Annotated in this window: 13 protein-coding genes; 4 read left to right on the forward strand and 9 right to left on the reverse strand. The window is 62.8% G+C overall.

Translation table 11 applies throughout. The annotated features are described in order from the left end of the window. Nucleotides 1–38: 38 nt before the first annotated feature. Nucleotides 39–725 carry a phosphoribosyltransferase gene (locus tag L879_RS0110185; RefSeq protein ID WP_051435208.1) on the reverse strand — a complete coding sequence of 229 codons (687 nt, stop codon included), beginning with the start codon at nt 723–725 and terminating at the stop codon, nt 39–41. Nucleotides 726–823: 98 nt separating this feature from the next. On the opposite strand from L879_RS0110185, the gene L879_RS0110190 reads away from it, so the two are divergent. After that, nucleotides 824–1,993, forward strand: coding sequence for a M20 aminoacylase family protein (locus tag L879_RS0110190; RefSeq protein WP_027316027.1), 1,170 nt, complete (start codon nt 824–826; stop codon nt 1,991–1,993). On the opposite strand, the gene L879_RS21145 is transcribed toward L879_RS0110190, so the two are convergent. The 8 genes from L879_RS21145 to L879_RS0110235 form a co-directional block, all read right to left on the reverse strand. Beyond that, nucleotides 1,990–4,422, reverse strand: coding sequence for a helicase-related protein (locus L879_RS21145; RefSeq protein ID WP_051435209.1), 2,433 nt, complete (start codon nt 4,420–4,422; stop codon nt 1,990–1,992). The two genes, L879_RS0110190 and L879_RS21145, sit on opposite strands and share 4 nt — an antisense overlap. Before the next feature lie 282 nt (nt 4,423–4,704). Beyond that, complete coding sequence (locus L879_RS24245) at nt 4,705–8,043, reverse strand: M10 family metallopeptidase C-terminal domain-containing protein (RefSeq protein WP_154664166.1); 3,339 nt, start codon at nt 8,041–8,043, stop codon at nt 4,705–4,707. Between the two features lie 188 nt (nt 8,044–8,231). Beyond that, the gene (locus L879_RS0110205; RefSeq protein ID WP_154664182.1) at nt 8,232–11,384 is read right to left on the reverse strand and encodes an efflux RND transporter permease subunit; all 3,153 of its coding nucleotides are present in this window, start codon (nt 11,382–11,384) and stop codon (nt 8,232–8,234) included. Further along, nucleotides 11,384–12,451 carry an efflux RND transporter periplasmic adaptor subunit gene (locus L879_RS0110210; RefSeq protein ID WP_245265209.1) on the reverse strand — a complete coding sequence of 356 codons (1,068 nt, stop codon included), beginning with the start codon at nt 12,449–12,451 and terminating at the stop codon, nt 11,384–11,386. Before L879_RS0110210 ends, L879_RS0110205 begins: the two co-directional genes overlap by 1 nt. A gap of 823 nt (nt 12,452–13,274) precedes the next feature. Further along, nucleotides 13,275–14,042 (reverse strand): SDR family NAD(P)-dependent oxidoreductase, encoded by a 768-nt coding sequence (locus L879_RS0110220; RefSeq protein ID WP_051435211.1) that lies wholly within the window; start codon nt 14,040–14,042, stop codon nt 13,275–13,277. Nucleotides 14,043–14,160: 118 nt separating this feature from the next. After that, nucleotides 14,161–15,396 (reverse strand): NAD(P)/FAD-dependent oxidoreductase, encoded by a 1,236-nt coding sequence (locus L879_RS0110225; RefSeq protein ID WP_027316032.1) that lies wholly within the window; start codon nt 15,394–15,396, stop codon nt 14,161–14,163. Between the two features lie 49 nt (nt 15,397–15,445). After that, nucleotides 15,446–16,453, reverse strand: a complete 1,008-nt coding sequence (locus tag L879_RS0110230) for a 4-hydroxyproline epimerase (protein ID WP_027316033.1) — start codon at nt 16,451–16,453, stop codon at nt 15,446–15,448. 74 nt (nt 16,454–16,527) lie between these two features. Beyond that, a complete protein-coding gene (locus L879_RS0110235; RefSeq protein ID WP_027316034.1) occupies nt 16,528–17,457 on the reverse strand; it encodes a dihydrodipicolinate synthase family protein in 930 nt (309 codons plus the stop codon). Between the two features lie 134 nt (nt 17,458–17,591). On the opposite strand from L879_RS0110235, the gene L879_RS0110240 reads away from it, so the two are divergent. The 3 genes from L879_RS0110240 to L879_RS21155 all read left to right on the forward strand — a co-directional run bounded on the left by L879_RS0110240 (nt 17,592) and on the right by L879_RS21155 (nt 19,167). Further along, nucleotides 17,592–18,302: a GntR family transcriptional regulator gene (locus L879_RS0110240; protein ID WP_027316035.1), complete on the forward strand. Its 711-nt coding sequence runs from the start codon at nt 17,592–17,594 to the stop codon at nt 18,300–18,302. 320 nt (nt 18,303–18,622) lie between these two features. After that, complete coding sequence (locus L879_RS0110245) at nt 18,623–18,886, forward strand: BrnT family toxin (protein WP_027316036.1); 264 nt, start codon at nt 18,623–18,625, stop codon at nt 18,884–18,886. After that, a complete protein-coding gene (locus tag L879_RS21155; RefSeq protein ID WP_051435212.1) occupies nt 18,874–19,167 on the forward strand; it encodes a BrnA antitoxin family protein in 294 nt (97 codons plus the stop codon). Before L879_RS0110245 ends, L879_RS21155 begins: the two co-directional genes overlap by 13 nt. The last annotated feature ends 2 nt before the right edge of the window (nt 19,168–19,169 follow it).

The raw sequence follows: 19,169 nt of genomic DNA on the forward strand, positions 1-19,169 counted from the left end.
AGCTATTTTGCTCAAAATATTTGCAAATCGGGAAGGGCTTATTCCGGCGACCAGCCACCGGCCGCCGTCCGCCTGAGGCGCGGGGTCCTGAGCACGCCGACGACGCGTTCGGGCCATCGAGGATCGAGGGCTGCGAGCTTCTCCTTCCAGGCCATCGTCTGAACCATTGCGACGCCGATGGCGACGGGGCAGATCCCGCAGGAAGCAAGGAGTTTCAAGGCGGCAGAGATCGACCTTCCGCTGCTGATCACATCGTCCACGAGCAGGACGCGCCTGTTCTCGATGAGGGGCAGCATGCGCGGATCGATGTAGAGGCGCTTGCTCTGCTCCGGACTGGTGATGGAGGTCATCGGAACCGAAAGTTCCTCCCGGTACCAGAACTTGCGCGATGTCCCGAGCGGGACGTAGCGGCTGAGGCCCAGCTTTTTGGCTGTGCCGCTCGCCAAGGTGAGCCCCAGCGTCGGAAGCCCGACCACCACTTCTGGCTCGAAGCAGCGAACCTTCTCGGCGAGACCTTCGCAGAGCGCCTCTTCCACGGCAAAGCTCGCCTGATTGATGATGAGGGAGGCCAGGGCATGCTCGCCATCGGCCAGTTCCCGGATAGGCAGGCACAACTGGCGGCCGTCTTCGAACTCGGCGGGATAGAACCCGCGATGCCCATCCGCCGGGTGGCTCTCGAAGCTCGCCGGCGGATGAATGGCCTGCCAGAAATCATGAGGCTGCATGGCTCTTTTCAATACATCGGATGCGAGAAGGTTGATTATGACCCGCTCGGCGTTGCGCTATCGAGCGAGCCAGGACGGTGAACTCGGACGACAGCACGATGCCTCATCAGGATCTCATCCAGGCGGACCTACCATTCCTGCGCAGCCTTCGCCAGGACCTTCATGCGCATCCTGAACTGGGCTTCGAGGAGGATAGGACGAGCGGCATCGTTTCCGCTGTTCTGGAGGAAGCCGGCCTACGCGTGCATCGCGGTTTGGGATTAACCGGCGTGGTCGGCACCTTGCAGGTCGGCACAGGCATACGCACCATCGGTCTTCGCGCCGACATGGATGCCCTTGCCATGCCGGAGCAGGCAGAGCGTCCCTACAAGTCGAAATTTCCCGGCAAGATGCATGCCTGTGGCCATGACGGGCACACCACGCTCCTTCTCGGGGCTGCCCGCCATCTTGCCAGGACCCGCAATTTCTCCGGCACGGTGCATTTCATCTTCCAGCCAGCGGAGGAAGGCCGGGGCGGCGCGAAGAAGATGATCGAGGACGGCTTCTTCGAGCTGTTTCCCTGCGACGCCGTCTATGGCCTTCACAACATGCCCGGTCTTGCCGTCGACGAGATGGCCGTGACCGCAGGACCCCAGCTGGCCTCGTCCGACACCTGGCGCGTAACCTTCAAAGGCGTCGGCACCCACGGCGCCAAACCGCATCTGGGCAAGGATCCGATCACCGCGAGCGGCCACTTCCTGAGCGCGTTGCAGGCGATCGTGGGACGTGTTGTCAATCCCCTGCAACCCGCGGTGGTGAGCGCATGCTCCGTGCAGGCGGGCGACCCGCGGGCGCTCAACGTCATTCCCGATATCGTGGAGATCGGCGGCACCGCGCGCGCCTATTCCGCCGAGGTGCGCGACCAGCTCGAGGTCGAGATCGGGCGGCTGGCGAACGGCGTCGCAACGATGTTCGGCATCGACGTGCTTTATGAATTTCACCGCCGCATTCCGCCCGTCATCAACCACGCGGATGCGACGGCGCGCGCCTTGAAAGCTGCACGTGCCGTCTGCGGGGACAAGGTGATCACGGATTTCGAGCCGTCCACGGCAGGCGACGACTTCGCCTTCTTCGGCAATGCCGTACCCGGGGCCTATGTCTGGCTCGGCAACGGCCCCGCCGTGGACGGCGCGCTTCATCACAATACGGCCTACGATTTCAACGACGAGGCGATCCGGACGGGCGTCGCTTTCTGGGCCACGCTCGTCGAGCAGGAGCTGGCGGCCTAACGCCTCACGCGGTGAGGCTCCGTCTCGCCCGCATCCGCGCCGAAACGGCGGCGGCTCTTTTGCTGCCGTTGATGCTTCTCGCTGCGGCCATGCCGCGTCTTCTCATCGGGCTTGCGGCGGTGGGAGACGGAGGTCGCGACGAGCTTTTCCTCGATGTTCGCATTGAGGCTGGCCCGCAAGTCCACGACCGTTTCCACATCCTCGAAGACATTGGGATAGCGCTGGGCAAGCCAGAGCCATGTGGTCGCGATCTTGACCCTGGCTTCCAGCTTCACGAGATCCGCGTTGACTCCGAAATTCGGCGGGTTGACGCGTCCGTTCACGGCATGCTGGCGGGCCCAGTCGAGCAGCAGTTCGACGGCTAGCCTTTCACGCCCGTCGACGGGCGCCATGGAATAGGACAAGCGGTCCAGAACCGGCATGTCCACCGTATCGAGAAGCGCCGCCAGCTCGATCATCTCCTCCATATCGGCCATGCGCAGATCAGGATGGCCGGCGACCAGCGTATCGTTCAGGTGCCTGAGAACGCGGCCGAGCCGATCGGTCTGGAGCACGTCGCAAGCCGACAGCACAGTCTCCTGGTTCGGGCGGACATAAGCCTTGCCCCGCAGCTTCGCGGCGTCCCCGTTCAGCGCGTTTCGGATCACGCTCTCGACTTGCGCATAGGTTCCCGCCTCCGGCAGTGCCGTGACGAGCCCCTCGTCATGATGACCGAAGCGCCCTGCCCGGCCCGCGATCTGCTTGATCTCCATGGCAGTGAGCTGGCGCTCGCGCACGCCGTCGAACTTGCGCAATGTCGAGAACACGACCCTCCGCAGCGGACCGATATTCAACCCCATGCCGATGGCATCCGTCGCGACGAGGATTTCAGCCTCGCCTTTGCGGAAACGTGCGGCCTCCGCCCTGCGGACCTCGGGACCGAGCGCGCCGTAGACCGTTGCAACGGTGCGACCGGCCTGCACCAGGCGCGTGCGCAGTTCGTGCACGTCCCTGCGTGTGAAGGCCACGACGGCATCGCCGCGCGTCAGCTTGTTGAGATGGGCCGCAGCGCCCTCCACGCGGAGCTTGCCCTTGCGCTTGAGGATCTTCACCTCAAGCGGCTCTCCGGTCATGGCCAGCAGATGCTCCACGAGCGGGATCGCCTCCGGCGCACCGGTCAGGACGACGAGCTTGCCTGGCGCTCCGACCACGGCCTGCGTCCAGGCCCAGCCGCGGTTCGGATCGTCCAGCATCTGCACCTCGTCGATGACGCAGACGTCCACGACGCGATGCAGGTCGAGAGTCTCGATGGTGCGTGCAATATGCGTCGCGCCTTCCGGCAGCACACGCTCCTCACCCGTGACCATGCCTGCGGCAAGCCCCTGCTCGCTCATGCGCTCGTAATGCTCGAGCGCCAGGAGACGCAGGGGCGAGAGCATTTCAGCGGTCTTCGCTTCTCCAGCCAGCTTCAGGGCCTCATGGGTCTTGCCCGAGTTAGTCGGCCCGGCCAGGAAGAGGAAGCGCCGATCCAGAGACCGGGCAACGGGGAAGATCGCGGCATAGCGCTCATAGCCCGACGCTTCCCGGATCTGGGCCTCGCGCAGGTGACGCAGCCTCCGGGCCGCGGCTTTCGCGCGGTACTCGTCTAGCTTCTGCCGCAGCTTGCGGCCGGCGCCGAGAGGGCCTCCCTTGTCGGAGGCATGGATCCGGTCGAGCTTTTCGAGGGCCGCGCGGATGCCGCCGACGATGGCCCGACGCTCCTCCGCGTCGTCGAAGGCGTCGAGATAGGTTTCGAACTCGTCGCGCCAGCTCGCAAGCTCCTGCTCGCAGGCCGCCAGAGTAGCATCCCGCAGCTCGGTCAGCCTGTCTTCCAGAGCATCGGAGGCCGACGCGAGCTCGGCGCGCTCCACGCGCGCGGGCGCCAGCACCACGGCCGCAACCTCGAGAGGTTCGGTAAAGGCGAACTCGATGGCGATATCGATGGGCGTAGCGTCCGGCAGGACCTGCATGGGCCAACTGAATACCGTCCGGTAGCCTGCGAAGACGCGCTCAGGCTTCCCGCGGCCGCTTTCGACCCTGCGGATATCCTCGGCGATGTAGAGGCCAGTCTTCCTGCGCACAGGCGCGAGCATGCTCTGCCGTCTCCGGTGCGCGGCATCGTCGAGAGGCTGGTGGGAAGAACCGCCGCCATCCTTGCTGCGCACGTGGGGAGAGCGCTCGACAGGCCCCTCGCCTCCCTGCATGCGCCACGCAGGAATGTCGGCTGCCAGCTGGGCGATGGCTTCCGGGTCGAACATCGGCTCCTCGACACGACGCCCCCGCCTCTGGAACGTCCGCCGCTCAGCCACCGGGATCAGCCCGGCCTCGATCCAGCGCTCGCATTCAGCCTGGCTTGCAAGCAGGATGCCTGGAAGATGATGGAGGCTGACAAGGGTCTTCTTTCTAGGCATTCACAATTCCATAGGGCGGAGCCGTCACGGCACCGCCTCTTCTTCACGACCGTTCATCCAACCGTCGCTGTTAATCGAGGTTCAGGCCCGCAAGACGTGCGGATGGCCTTCCGGAATCGACCGGGCATCGCCGGATACAGCCCTAATGTGTCGATGGCACGTTGCAATATCAAGAATTTCGGGGTTGGCCCGGCCTTTATTCATAGGCCCTTTCAGGCCGCCCCAAAAGAAAACCCGCCCCGGATGGCTCCGGGACGGGCTTGAACAGGCTTCCGATCCGGTTCAGATCACGAAGAAGTCCTTTTCGGTGAGGGCAAGGCCCTTCTTCAGCTGTGCAATCTTGACCTGAGCCCCGCGGCCCGTGCCGTCCGCGTCATAGTAGAGGGCTCCCGTTCCCTTGTCGTAGACGATCCGGTCTTCCGCATCCTGGGCTTTCTTGCCCAGCACGAACATGTCCTTTGCGAGCTTGCCGGGCTTGGTCGGCAATCCCTTGCCGATCTTCGTGAACACCGCGTTGTCGAGCCAAATCGAGTCGTCCTTCACCACGAAATCCGTGATCGTATCGACATTCTTCGTCTTGTTCGTCTTCGTGGAGAAGACGAACACGTCCCGGCCCGCATTGCCGCTGAGGCGGTCATTGCCGAGGCCGCCGAAGATCGTATCGTCGCCGAGCCCTCCGCTTAAGGTATCCTTGCCCGCCCCGCCGACGATGCGATCCTTGAAGGCGCTCCCGCCGGTTCTCTCCGGGTTGATGTCGTTCACGCCAATGGTGACGACTTTGTCGTTGAAGAGGCCACCGGAGGTGGCGCGCAAGGTGAAGGTGTAGGATTTCTTCTGCTCGTAATCGAGAGCGACGCCGTTCTTCACCCGCAGTTCGTTGCCCACGATCTCGAAGGGGGCCGCATCGGGCCCCACGAGCGAATAGGAGATTGCCTGCCCGTTCGGATCAGTCGCATCGATCGAGGCGACGACGGAGCCGTCGCGGGCAAGCTCATCGACCTTGTCCTTGGACAGAAGAGGCTGTGACGGCGGCTTATCGGTAATGACGGAATGAACCGTGACGACCTTTTCATCGTCCAGCGAACCATCCGAAGCCTTTACGGTGAAGGATGTTGTCTCTGGAGAGCCCACGGGCCCGTTCCTATCCGTGGGATCGAACTGGAGGGCGCGTAGGGCAAGTGTCACATGCAGAGAAGAGCCGGTGACCGTGTAGATGCCTGTCTCCGGATCGTAGCTGCCGCCAGACCGGGGAATGAGCTTGCCTTTCGTCGCGTCGAAGGCGACCGTGACGGTGATCGACGTCGTGTCGCGATCGTCCACCGTCATCGTGGCGAAAGGTGAAAGCAATCCAGTATCCGCAACCTGCTGCGTTCCGGCAGGCGCTCCATCGATCACAGGCGCCTTGTTGCTCGCGCTGCCGGTCGGCACGGCAATGTCGATACCCACGCTGAACGAGTCGGAGGCTCCCGCGGCATCGGTGAGAGTCACCTGTATGTCGCGCTGCTTGAGGACCGCGACCTCGCCTGCCGTGTTGGCATAGCTGAGAGCGCGGATCAGGGTCTGCACCAGGGCCGGCGTCGCGTTCGCTCCGAACTCGATCACCAGACCGTCCTTGCCGCGGCCGTTCTCCGTAATGGTGCCGATCTCGATCGACGCGCCTCCCGGCCCTGTCACGAAGACGCGGCTTCCAACTTCCGTGCCGTTGGAAAGGGTCACTCCGTCACCGGTGACGATCGAGAGCCGGTCCTCTCCCGCAACCCGGTTCGCGACCGCGACCTTGAGCGACTTGAAGCGCCCGAGATCCTCCGTGACGACGGCGTTCGCATCGGCGTCGAGCCGAACCGATCCACCAAGCAGCGCCTTCACATAGTCGCCATTGAGATTGGCGATTTCAGGCCGGTCATTCGTGTCGAACCCGGTCTGGTCCTGAATCCGTTCGATCCCCTGGCCGAACAGCTGGATTCGCTCTTCCAGGGAGAAGGTCCCGCTGAGCATGCTGATCGTATCGAAGCCCGGGCCGCCATGGATGAGAAGCGCGGTGGCAGCATCATCGACGGTAACCGTGTAGTCGATGAAATCCGACAGGACGATCTGCTCGATATTCCTGAACGTCTTGCCGCGAAGATCGTAGTTGTCGCCGTCGAAGAACTCGAGTCGGTCATCGCCTCCTCCTCCATCGATGGTCGAGAACTGCATTAGACGTCCAGCACTCGTCAGAATTCTGTCATCCCCATCGGAGCCGCGGACGATCTCGAAATTGATGAGTCTCCATGGATTGTAGAGGTCGAGCGTGCCGGGCGCGATCATCTCCAGAGTGTCGATGCCTCCCGCGGCATCGAGGACGTCTCCGTCGGAAAGCCCATTCGCCGCAACCTGCAGCGTTTCGTCAAAGGCCGTTCCCGTCGCAAACTCAAGGTCGGGGGTGAGAGTTTGAACGGTGATGGGTGAAAAGATGCGCTGCGAAATGCCTGCACCAGGATATTCATCCTGATCCTGCGTCTGCCAAGCAATGACCCAGCGACCGTCAGGAAGAAAAACGGGCTCGGCATAACGATCCAATAGGCTGCCGAGGCCTTCGGGCACCACCATCTCGGAGCCGAGCGGATTACCGTCGATTCCGAAATAGCGCTGGCGAATATCGCCGCCCGACATCCATGTAACCGCGAAGCTTCCGTCTGAATGGATCGCGATGTTCGGTTCTTCTTCCGTCGCATTCGAGGCCGTATTGACGACGATGGGTTGATCTGCGGTTCCCGTGGCGCTGTATCGCTGCAGGAAGATGTCATCCGTCCCGTCTGCGCCGATTCCTTGCCAGACCACGATCCATCCACCATCGGGAAGAGCCGAAACCTTTGGAAAGGTCTGCTTCCCGTTTTGCGTTGCAACTGGCATGTCCGAAGCCGATAAGGGTACGCCTGCAGCGCTATAGCGCTGCATATAGATATTGGCGGATGCGTCGAAGGTATCCCCGTCGACCCAGACGACAACCCAACCGCCATCGCTCGGATTGAGCGGATCGTCCTTGAGCGCCACGATGTCAGCGAACCGCTGATGCCCGTCAGTCTTGATGTTGATGCGCTGCCCGTCCGTTCCGAGTTGCGGAACGCCTGAAGCATTGAACCGCTGCTGAAAGACGCCGAAATTGCTCCCGTCGAACGCCTGCCACGTGACGAGCCACTCTCCGTTGGGAAGGGCCGTCATGGCGAGGTGCTTCGCATCCTGAACCGGTAAAGAGCCGTTGATCGCCACCTGGGCGCCTTGGGCCACCCCATTGGCATCGTAGCGCTGCTGATACACGGTGGCGCTGGACGTCCCGGATACTTTCTCGATCCAGCTGACAACCCAACCGCCATTGTCGAGACCGACGACGGAAGAATACAGTTGTTCGTTGGCCGTTCTGGTATTGACGAGGCGGTCTGCGACGACGCCGCCAGTCTGAAGCAGCGGATTGCCGTCCATGTCGTACCGCTGCATGTAGATGCCCGCGCCGTCGGCATCCCGCCCAGTCCAGGTTACCACCCAGCCCCCCTGAACGGCTGCGATCGTCGGATGAGACTGGTTGTCCTTAGTGATAAGATTGACCTGCTGCTCAGGCCCGCTGCGAAGTACCGTAAACGCCATGGTGTCCCCCCTTGCTCGATGCCATGGCTCCTTTGGTTACCGAGCCGGCCAATGACAAAGATCCTATGAGGGCATCCTACAGGGATAAATTATATCGTTTCAAGAGAGTGTCGCCTGCACTCCCATAGATTTGAGCGCTTAAAGGAAAGCCTCGCCCGGCCCGTACGGCCAAGGGCGAGGCCGCTCGCTTATTCCCAGGCGTCTTTGGCCGATGCGGCTTCAGGCACGACCGGTGCCCCTGCCCGGTCGGCCCGCTTCCGTTCCCGCGTCACCAGGCGGAAGAACAGCGGGACGAACAGGATGGCGAGGAAGGTCGCAGCGAGCATGCCGCCGATGACCCCCGTACCGACGGAATGACGGCTCGCAGACCCTGCCCCCGTCGAGATGGCCAAGGGCACCACGCCGAGGATGAAGGCCAGCGATGTCATCACGATGGGGCGGAACCGCAGCCGCGCGGCATCCATGGCGGCATCGAAGGCGCTCTCCCCTGCCCTGTAACGCTCCGAGGCGAACTCGACGATCAGAATGGCATTCTTGGCCGACAGGCCGATGAGCGTCACGAGGCCGACCTGGAAGTAGATGTCGTTCTCGATGCCGCGCAGCCAGATGGCCAAGATCGCCCCGAAGACGGCGAAAGGCACGGCGGTGATGACCGCAAGCGGCAGCGACCAGCGTTCGTATTGTGCTGCGAGGATCAGGAAGACCATCACGAGGCCGAGAATGAAGCCCTGCGATCCGGTCCCTGCCGATTGCAGCTCCTGATAGGCCGAACCCGTCCAGCCGATGGAATAGTCGGAGGAAAGATTTTCCGCCACGATCTGTTCCATGGCGGCGATGGCTTGGCCGGACGAGTATCCAGGGGCGGGATTTCCCTGGATCTTGGCGGCGGGAAACACATTGAACCGGTCGACCACGTCCGGTCCCACGATGCGGACGGGCGTGACGAGTACGCTGAGCGGAACCATGGTGCCTTTGTTCGAGCGCACGAAGACATGCTGCAGATCGTTGGGCGACTGCCGGAACTCGGGCTCGGAAGACAGGCTCACCCGATAGGTGCGTCCATAAAGGCTGAAGTCGTTGACATAGAAACTGCCGAAGGTGCTCTGCATCGTGTCGAAGATGGCGGAAATGGGCACGCCGAGCGCCTTCGCCTTGTCCCGGTCCACATCCATCCGGTATTGCGGCACGTTCGTGTTGAAGGTGGTTGACACGCCGGCCAGTTCCGGACGCTTGGCCGCGGCCTGGATCACCTGCTGAGCCGCCTGGGCCAGACTGTCGAGACTGCCTCCTGAACGATCCTGAAGGTAGAACTCGAAGCCGCCGGTGGTGCTCAACCCCATGATGGGCGGTGGATTGAAGCCGATCACCACGCCATCCCGGAAATTGGCATTCAAGGCCGCGAAGGAGGGAGCGAGGTTGCGCGCATCGAGCCGAGGATCGGTGCGTTCCGACCAGTCCTTCAGGGTGACGAAGGAAATGCCGGCATTGGTTTTCTGCGCGCCCGAGAGAAAATCATATCCCGCCAGAGTCACCACATCGGCTACGGCCGGGTTCTGCATGACCCCTTGCGTGACCTGGGTCGTGATGTCGACGGTGCGGTCCAGGGAGGCAGCAGGAGGCAGGGCCGTCACGACGAAAAGATTGCCGAGATCTTCCGCCGGCACGAGCCCGCCCGGCACGCGCTGGAACAGGGTCCAGGCCGCTCCGAGCATGATCCCGATCAGGAGGAGAGCGATGGCCGCATGGCGCAGGAAGAAGGCGGTGCCCGCCGTAAAGCGCCTTGTGACCCAATCGAAACCGTTGTTGAACACGCGAAAAGGCGCCCAGGGCTCCGCGTGGGTTTCCTTTAGCAGCAGCGCGCACAGGGCTGGCGTCAGCGTAAGAGCGACGATGCCCGAGATCACCACGGATACGGCGATGGTGACGGCGAACTGCCGGTAGAGTTCGCCTGCCAGACCTCCCAGAAAAGACACGGGAACGAACACGGCGCAGAGCACAAGGACGACGGCCACAACCGGCCCGCTCACCTCCTCCATGGCCTGAATTGCCGCCTCCCGGGGGCTCTTTCCCTCGGTCGACATGATGCGCTCCACGTTCTCCAGAACAATGATCGCGTCGTCGACCACGATGCCGATCGCGAGGATCAGTCCGAACAGGGTCAGGAGGTTGATGGAGAAGCCGAGCGCATACATGCCCGCAAACGTCCCGATGATGGATACCGGCACGGCCAGGATCGGGATCAGCGTCGCCCGCCAGTTCTGCAGGAAGAGGAAAACGACAAGAACCACGAGGACGATGGCCTCGATGAAGGTGTGCACCACTTCCTCGACCGACACCTCGATGAAACGGGTCGTGTTGTAGGGCACGTCATAGCGCAACCCATCGGGGAAGCGCTGTGCGAGCCGGTCCATCGTGGCCTTGACCGCATTGGATACGTTCAAGGCATTGGCGCCGGGCTGCAGATAGACGCCGATGGGAACGGTCGGTGCTCCGTTCAGCGTCGCCACGGTCGAATAGTTCAGCGAGCCGAGCTCCACGCGGGCAACGTCCTTGAGCCGCAAGGCCCCACCGTTTTCGTCCGAACGCAGGATGATCTGCTCGAACTCGCGCGGATCGGCAAAACGCCCTTGCGTGGTCACGGAATAGGTAAAGGGCTGACGCCCCGTCATCGGTTCCTCACCGAAGCGCCCGGCGGCAAATTGGGCGTTCTGCTCCCGGATGGCGGCGGCGATATCGCCGGGGGTAAGGTTGACCTCCGCCACCTTGTCGGGCCGCAGCCAGATGCGCATGGAATAATCCGATGCGCCGAAGAACGATGCATCGCCGACGCCGGGGATGCGGCGCAGCTCATCGATGATGTTCACGAGGGCATAATTGGAGATATAGATCGGGTCGTACCGTCTCTCCGGCGAGGAGAGGGTCACGATCTGGAGGATCGACGACGAGCGCTTGTTGACGGTAACACCCTGGCGGCGAACCTCCTCGGGCAGAACCGCATTGGCGCGCTGGACCCGGTTGTTGACGTTGATCGTCGCCTGGTCCGGATCGGTGCCGATCTGGAAATAGACCGACAGGCTCATGGTGCCCGACCCGGTCGAGGTCGATTGCATGTAGATCATGTTCTCGACGCCGTTGACCTGCTGTTCGAGGGGGGCGGCAACGGTCTCGGCGATGGTCTCGGCGCTTGCGCCCGGATAGGTCGCGGACACCACGACCTGCGGCGGCACGATCTCGGGATATTGGGCAACCGGCAGCACGCGCATGGCGATGAGGCCGGTGAGGACGATGACGATGGAGAGCACAGAGGCGAAGATCGGGCGATCGATGAAGAACTTCGACATCATGGCCGCGCTCCCGGCATAGGCTCATTCGACGCGGCATCCTTCCGGGCTGCTTGCGTCTCGGCCTTCATTGGAACCGGCCGCACGGCCTGGCCGGGACGGACGCGGATCACGCCGTCGACGATCACCCTGTCTCCTCCTTTAAGCCCCTCCCGCACGATCCATCCGGTCGGAATCTCGACGCCCAACCTGATCGGGCGGATCTGCGCGATGTCATTGGCGCCCAGGACATAGACCGACGGCCCCTGAGGTCCCTGGCTCACGGCCTGTTGCGGAACGACGATGGCGTTCGGATAAGTCACACCCAGGAGGCGGACACGGACGAACTGACCGGGCAGCAGCACGCCGTCGGGGTTCGGAAAGATCGCCCGCGCCTGGATGGTGCCCGTCTGCGGATCGACCCGTTGAGCGGCCGTATCGATCTTGCCGAGCTGAGGATAGACGGTCTGCCGCCCGAAATGCAGCTCCACGCCCAGCTCCTTTTCCGAGATCGGTTTAGCCCTCTTTTCGTTGAGCTCGCGGAAAGCCTGCCCCTCTTCGTCCGAAAAGGAAAAGTTCACATAGGCCGGATCGATCTGGGAAATGGTCGTCAGCAGAGTCTGCTGCGCCTGGATAAGCGCTCCCTCGGGCGGGGACACGAGCGAAGTGATGCCGCCGGCCGGGGCCGTGACCCTGGTATAGCTCAGATTCAGCTTCGCGTTCCGAACCTCGGCCTCGGCGGCCTGGACACCGGCCCGGCCCTGATCGCGCTGGGAGATGGCGTCCTGAAGCTGCGCCTCCGTTGAAACGCCGCGGCGGGCCAGCGGCTCGATCCGCGCGAAATTCTCCTCGGCCTGCTTGAGCGCGGCCTGAGCTTGCTGCTGTTGAGCCTCGGCCCGGTTCAGCGCAACCTCATAAGGCTCCGGATCGATCTGGAAGAGAAGCTGGTCCTGCTCGACGCGCGCGCCCTCCTCATAGTCCCGCTTGAGCAGGAGGCCTCCGACGCGCGGCCGCACTTCGATATCCCTGTAGCCGGCGACACGGCCCGCATATTCCACCGGCAGCGGCACTTCCGCGGGCTGAACCACAATGATCCCGACCTGGGGCGGCGGCTGAGCGGGCGCCGAAGTCGTCCGTGACGGAGAGGACGCCTCATGTGAGCGAAAGACGAAGAAATATGCCCCCGCCGCCAAAACGATGACTGCGACAGCAGCAAGGAGGATGCGCCTGGCCAATTTGCCCTCCGGAATTCTGTGGCCCCTGCCCCATCACCAGGGCACCCGCTATGGCATTCTCGGTCGAGCCCGGCGGCACGGCAGCCGGATCTCCCTGCATTTCTTGCCATCGGCAGGTCCCCTCGGTTCTTAAATGGAGCATCCCGGTAAGAGTCGAAGGCCCAGGCTGGGAAAATATCTCTCGCTTTTACGACGAAGATCAGAGGCGTCGGATCCGAAGGGGCCGTTCCATCTCCACGCGCCCATGGCTCCGACAGATTAACGGCCGTTAACAAATCATGTCCTTCTGTCGGCTTCCTGACAGACTAACGAAGCCGAACAGGTATGATTCACATCAACAACAGAATGAATCGACTTGAGGGGGGCACAACCATGGCCATCCGTAAGTCGTCCCGCCTCCGTTTTCAGAGGAAAGGGCGGCTGCACTTCGGACCATAAGGTGCTGAATGAGAAACAGGAAAAAGAAGTCGAACGGTTCTGAGCCTCGGCGCATCGCCAAACTTGAGCGGGAACTCAAGGCCGTAGAGGCCCAGATCGCACTCCTTGAAAAAGACACGAGCCTCGATCTTGCGAAACAGGATCACTTCGTTCTCTGGCGACGGCCGAACCTCTTTGCGCCGTGGCCCTTAGGGTTACAGCATTAAAGAGAGTGCAGTCCCACCCTTTGCCGAAACCCTCAAAACGGAATTGTCCGCCCGTCCCAGGCAAAAAACTGCCCCGTATCGGCGGAAGTCAGGCCTTCGATGACCGCGAGCAGCCGCTGTGCGGCGTCATGCGGCGCAAAAAGCTTTCCTTCCTCGACGCCTGCCTGAAATGGCTCGCTGAGGGCGGTATCGACGGTTCCGGGATGAAGAGCCACGCAGATTGCATCGGGCTTCTGGCGACGAAGCTCGATCGACAGCGTTCGCATGAATTGGTTCAGTGCGGCTTTTGAAGCGCGATAGCCGTACCAGCCGCCGAGGCGGTTGTCCTCGATGCTGCCGACGCGGGCCGAGACGACGGCAAAGACACTTTTGCCGTTTTTCGGGAGAAGGGGCAGCATGTGCTTGGCGACCAGCGCGGGGCCGATGGCGTTCACGCGGAAGCTCCTGGCGAGTTTCTCCGGGTCGAGGCTGCGATAGGTCTTCTCGGGCTGAAAATCCGAATCGTGCAGCAATCCTGTTGCAACGACGATCAGGCGCACGGGAGCGCCTTCGGCCAGACTTTGTGCCGCCGCGGCGATGCTGGACTCATGCTCGATATCGATCCGTCCCGGTCGGACACCGGGCCCCTCGCCCGTGCCCATTCTACGGGAGAGCGCGTGAACGCTCTCGAATCCCTGTAGCGCCAGAAGCTGTGTGAAAGCCGATCCGATGCCGCCCGACGCGCCGACAACGAGCGCCCGAGACGGACGATCGAGGCTTCTCAGGAGATCGTCGCTCTCTGCGAAGGATGATTGGGTCATCGGTATGCCTGCCGCGAAAAGGCGTTTCGTCCGGACAAAACCAAATGTCTCCCCGCACCGACACTCACAATGTCGTGCGTCGCGGTTTTCATGACGCGATGGAGGTGTCCGCTCCCCGTCAGAAGCGCTGCGCCGAGAACGGCTTCACATCGACGGGGCTGGTGCCGTTGTCGATCAGTCCCGCCACCATCCGCGCCGTAACGGCGGCCTGAGTGAGACCGTAATGGCCGTGCCCGAAGGCATAGACGATGCGGCTGTCCCGTCCCGCCGGCCCGATGACAGGCAGCGAATCCGGGATCGAGGGGCGAAAGCCCATCCATTGCCTGGCCGCCATGTCCGGATTCAGGTGAGGCAGGAAACGGGAGAGGCGCCGGACCATCGCGTCCGTCCGCCTGTGATTGGGGCTGGCCTCAAGCCCCGCGAACTCCACCGCGCCCCCCACCCGGTCTCCGGTGTCGAGCGGCGTCGTCACGAATCCCTCGCCCTCGAACATGATCGGCCGGTTGAGGCCGAATGTCCCCTTGGGATAAGTGGCGTTGTAACCCCGCTCCGTATCCAGCGGTATCCTGTCGCCGAGCTGGGCTGCGAGCGTGCGCGACCATGCCCCGGCGGCAATCACGAGCCGGTCGGATTCAATCCGTTCCCCAGCGCCGTCCGTCTCGATGTGAACGGCACCGTCCTTCGGCTCGACGCTCACCGCATGAGCCGCGACATGACGGGCGCCGCGTTCGACGGCAAGCCGCAGGATATCGGCGGCCAGCACGGCAGGATCGGACACGTTGCACGCCTCGGGATAAAGAACCGCCGCCTCGACGTTGCGCAGAGCAGGCTCCAGCCGTGCAATGTCCTCGGGGCTCAGAACCTCGACGTCGATGCCGAAGCTGCGTTGACGCGCCAGGGTGCTCTCCGATCCGAGAAAGGCGCTGCGATGCCTCCAGACCGAGAGAATTCCGCGCTCCCTCAGGTGACCCTCCAGGTTCAGCGACGCGAGAAGGTTTTTCCAGGACGGCAAGGCCTCCGCATTGATGGAGCGGATGGCTGCGATGCTGGCCTTGATCCGCCCGGGCGAGGACGCCAGCAGGAAGCGCGCGAGCCACGGCGCGAGAGAGGGCAGATAGGTCGGCCGGATGGTCAGGGGACCGAGCGGATCCATCAGCCATCGCGGCAGATTGCGCCACGCTTTCGGCGACGCCAAGGGCATGATGTCCGTATGCGCGATCCAACCCGCATTGCCGTCGCTGGGGCGTCCCGGCTTGCCTCCCGGATCGACGAGCACGATGTCGTGCCCCCTGTCGAGCAGCGTGTGAGCCGTGGCAAGCCCCACGATACCGGCCCCGATGATCGTGATCCGCATTGATTTATCCCGCTGAAAGAAAGGCGGCTCCGCCTTATGCGGACGCAGCCTAGTCGACCACCTGGAAGCCTTGGGCGAAGGGATCACGGTCGTCGATGAAGATCGTATTGAATCCGGTCACCCTCGCCCATCCTTCGATGGACGGAATGATCGCATCCCGGTCGCCGACCTTGGTGCGCCCTTCGATCCGCCCCACGAAGGTCGATCCGATGATGCTCTCATGCACGAACGCCTCGCCTTCCTTCAGGCGATCCTGGGCCGCGAGATGCGCCATGCGGGCGGAGGTGCCCGTTCCGCAGGGCGACCGGTCGATGGCCTTGTCGCCGTAGAACACGGCGTTGCGCGCCGATCCTCCCTCGGTCTGGGCGCGACCGGTCCAGAGAACATGCGTCAGTCGGTTGATGGCCGGGTTCTCGGGATGGGCGATCTGGTAGCGTGCGTTGAAGGCCTCGCGAAGTTTCGGACTCCAGCGCAGGATGTCGGACGGGTTCACGTCGGCAAGATCGGAATAGCGTTCCTGCGGTCCGACAATCGCATAGAAGTTGCCGCCATAGGCGACATCGACGGTGATGGGCCCCAGACCCTCCACCTCGACCTCATAACCCGTTCCATACAGGAAGGACGGGATATTGGTGATGCGCACGCGCTCGACGAACGGCCCGTTCTGCTCGTATCGCGCTTCGACGACGCCGGCGGGCGTATCGAGCCGCAGCAGGCCCGGGATCTTGGGATGGATGAGCCCGTTCTCGATAGCGATCGTGACCGTGCCGATGGTGCCGTGCCCGCACATGGGCAGGCATCCCGAGGTCTCGATGAACAGGATGCCGACGTCGCAATCGGACCGCGTCGGCGGATACAGGATCGAGCCGGACATCATGTCGTGGCCGCGCGGCTCGAACATCAGGCCCGTGCGGATCCAGTCGTATTCCGCCAGGAAATGCTGGCGGCGGTCGAACATCGTCTCCCCCTTCAGCTGGGGAATGCTGCCGCCCGCAACGACGCGGACGGGGTTTCCGCAGGTATGCCCGTCAATGCAGAAATAGGTGTGGCGCGCCATGGCCTCGCTCACTGTTCAAGGAAAGGATATGCGCAGACGACGATGGCGGAGCATGATCGCTCCGCCACGGGTTCTCAGGCTGCAGGCTTCAGGCCGACATCCGGCAGGACGGGACGGGTCTTGAGCGCCTTGTCCATGATCGCCTCCACCTCGGCCCGCTCCGCCGCCTCCAGGGCCAGGCGCGGCGGACGGGTGAGCGCCGAGCCGCGCCCCATGATCTCCTCGCACAGCTTGATGCATTGCACGAGATCGGGACGGGCATCGAGATGGAGCAGAGGCATGAACCACTCGTAGAGCGCCATCGCCTCTGCGTAGCGTCCCGCCTTGGCCAGCCGGAACAGGGTCTCGCCCTCCTGGGGGAAGGCGTTCGACATGCCGGAGATCCAGCCCGCGGCGCCGAGCATCACGCTCTCGACCACCACGTCGTCAAGGCCCGCGAACAGGACGAAGCGGTCGCCGACCATGTTCCGCGTGTCGATGAACCGGCGCGTATCGCCCGAGGAATCCTTGAAGCAGACAACGGTCTCGCAATCGGCGAGCGAGGCCAGGATCGATGGCGTGACGTCGTTCTTGTAGATCGGAGGATTGTTATAAACCATGACCGGCAGATCGGTCGCCTTTGCGACGCCCCTGAAATGCGCGGCGGTCTCATGCGGCTTGGAGGAATAGACCAGCGCGGGCATGACCATGACGCCGTCGACTCCGACGCGCGCAGCCTCCCTGGCGACCTCGCTGGCGAACTGGGTGGTGAATTCGGCGATGCCGGCGATCACCGGGACCCGGCCCCGCGCGGCGCTCTTCGCGGCCTCCATCACGGCCACCTTCTCGGAGCGGCTGAGCGAGGTGTTCTCCCCCACGGTGCCGCAAACGATGAGCCCGGAAACCCCATCGCGGATCAGCCCGTCCATCACCTTGGCGGTAGCTTCGATATCGAGGTCGAAGTTGGGCTTGAACTGGGTCGTCACCGCGGGAAAGACGCCTTCCCACCCGATCTTCTTCGCCATTGGATGCTGCTCCTGCCTGGGCATTGAACTTCCATATTGTAGATTGTATAAAATCTACACTGTCAAGCAGGTCTCCGGCCCCTTCTCCAAGCTTTTGAACCTCCGGGCTTTATGGCCCACAGAGCGCACAATCGATGACAACCTCAGCCATGAGCCCCACGAAGCCCGTGAAGAAGAGCCTCCAGCACCGCACCATCTCGGCTTCCGTGGCGGAGGAGCTGCGTCGCCGTATCGTGGACGGAGAATTCAAGGCCGGCGCCCAGCTCCGCCAGGAAGCCCTGGCGACCGAGTTCGGCGTGAGCCGGATCCCGGTCCGCGAGGCGCTCATGCAGCTCGAGGCCGAAGGGCTCGTGAAGATCCATCCCCATCGCGGGGCGATTGTCTCGGCGTTGTCACCGTCGGAAGTCGAGGAATTGTTCGACCTGCGGGCGCTGCTCGAGCCACGCCTTCTCAAGGCCTCGGCGCCTCACCTGACGGAGGCCGACTATCGCAAGCTGCACGAGATCCTGAACGAATACAGCACGGAGCTCCATGCCATGCATGTGAGCCGCTGGGGCGAGCTGAACCGGGAGTTCCACATGGTCCTCTATCAGCATGCCGGGCAGCCGCGCTCCCTGGCGATTGTCGCGAACCTGCTGCAGGAATGCGACAGGCATACGCGGCTGCAACTCTCCCTGACCGATGGCCGCGCGCGGGCCGAAGCCGAGCACGACGAACTTCTACGTCTTTGCGCACAAGGGGAGATCGGCTCAGCCTGCAGGCTCCTGAAGACCCATATCGAGGACGCCGGAAAGTCGCTCCTGAAATATCTTCAAGAGCATCAAAAGCCGGATGAGGCAGGTTAGCCGAGACAAGCAGGCGACAGGCGAAACTGCCCGCCAAAGGACCGTCAGCGGCGTTACAAGACTAACTTTCTGAAAATAATGGCGACTCCGGTAGGGCTCGAACCTACGACCTGCCGCTTAGAAGTCTCTTGGCTTATCAATATTTTCAATGTCTATTCAGACAATCACTCTTTTCTGTAGCCTTGATATCGTTGATTTTTTCGGCCTTGTCTGAATGGAGGCACCTGCTCTTCTCCGCTTCTCAGGCAGGCTGCAATCCTCCAATTTATGTAGCACGAAAACGCTTGACCTTCTCTATTTTTCGTACTACATAAATTCACATGAAGATTGATTTCGACATCGCCAAGAGCCTTCGGAACGCCGTCAAGCGCGGCCTCCCCTTCGATCTCGTCGAGGGCTTCGATTGGAACACGGCTCTTGTGGTCGAGGATCTTCGCAGCGACTATCCGGAGCGCCGCTTTCAGGCTCTCGGCCTGATCGGCAACAAGCTCCACATGGTCGTGTTTACCCCCATCGAAGGCGGCGTGAGGGTCATCTCCCTCCGGGCCGCCAGCCGAAAGGAGCGCAGCCGATGGCCAAGATAAAGCCGAACCCCTCCCTCATCTCGAAGGACAACCCGGAATGGACGGACGAGGACTTCGCCCGCGCCAAGCCCCTCGCCGAGGTGCTGCCCGAGCTGGCTGAGGCTGCCAAGCGACCGGGCCGCCCCAAGAGTGAGAACCCGAAGGTGCCGGTCTCGCTGCGCCTGGAGCCGGACGTGCTCGCCGCCTATCAGAAGCTCGGTAAGGGCTGGCAGGTGCGAATCAATGAGGTGCTGCGCGCCGGCATGCCGAAGCCGCCGTCGCCGGAACGGAAGAGGGCCTGACG

The sequence above is a fragment of the Microvirga flocculans ATCC BAA-817 genome (assembly GCF_000518665.1).
Lineage (GTDB): Bacteria > Pseudomonadota > Alphaproteobacteria > Rhizobiales > Beijerinckiaceae > Microvirga > Microvirga flocculans.

Excerpts from the sequence above, each read along its gene's own strand:
- L879_RS0110205 (WP_154664182.1), bottom strand. The coding sequence starts at position 11,384 with ATGTCGAAGTTCTTCATCGATCGCCCGATCTTCGCCTCTGTGCTCTCC.
- L879_RS21145 (WP_051435209.1), bottom strand. The coding sequence starts at position 4,422 with ATGCCTAGAAAGAAGACCCTTGTCAGCCTCCATCATCTTCCAGGCATC.
- L879_RS0110185 (WP_051435208.1), bottom strand. The coding sequence starts at position 725 with ATGCAGCCTCATGATTTCTGGCAGGCCATTCATCCGCCGGCGAGCTTC.
- L879_RS0110235 (WP_027316034.1), bottom strand. The coding sequence starts at position 17,457 with ATGGCGAAGAAGATCGGGTGGGAAGGCGTCTTTCCCGCGGTGACGACC.
- L879_RS0110220 (WP_051435211.1), bottom strand. The coding sequence starts at position 14,042 with ATGACCCAATCATCCTTCGCAGAGAGCGACGATCTCCTGAGAAGCCTC.
- L879_RS0110240 (WP_027316035.1), top strand. The coding sequence starts at position 17,592 with ATGACAACCTCAGCCATGAGCCCCACGAAGCCCGTGAAGAAGAGCCTC.
- L879_RS0110225 (WP_027316032.1), bottom strand. The coding sequence starts at position 15,396 with ATGCGGATCACGATCATCGGGGCCGGTATCGTGGGGCTTGCCACGGCT.
- L879_RS24245 (WP_154664166.1), bottom strand. The coding sequence starts at position 8,043 with ATGGCGTTTACGGTACTTCGCAGCGGGCCTGAGCAGCAGGTCAATCTT.
- L879_RS0110230 (WP_027316033.1), bottom strand. The coding sequence starts at position 16,453 with ATGGCGCGCCACACCTATTTCTGCATTGACGGGCATACCTGCGGAAAC.
- L879_RS21155 (WP_051435212.1), top strand. The coding sequence starts at position 18,874 with ATGGCCAAGATAAAGCCGAACCCCTCCCTCATCTCGAAGGACAACCCG.
- L879_RS0110245 (WP_027316036.1), top strand. The coding sequence starts at position 18,623 with ATGAAGATTGATTTCGACATCGCCAAGAGCCTTCGGAACGCCGTCAAG.
- L879_RS0110190 (WP_027316027.1), top strand. The coding sequence starts at position 824 with ATGCCTCATCAGGATCTCATCCAGGCGGACCTACCATTCCTGCGCAGC.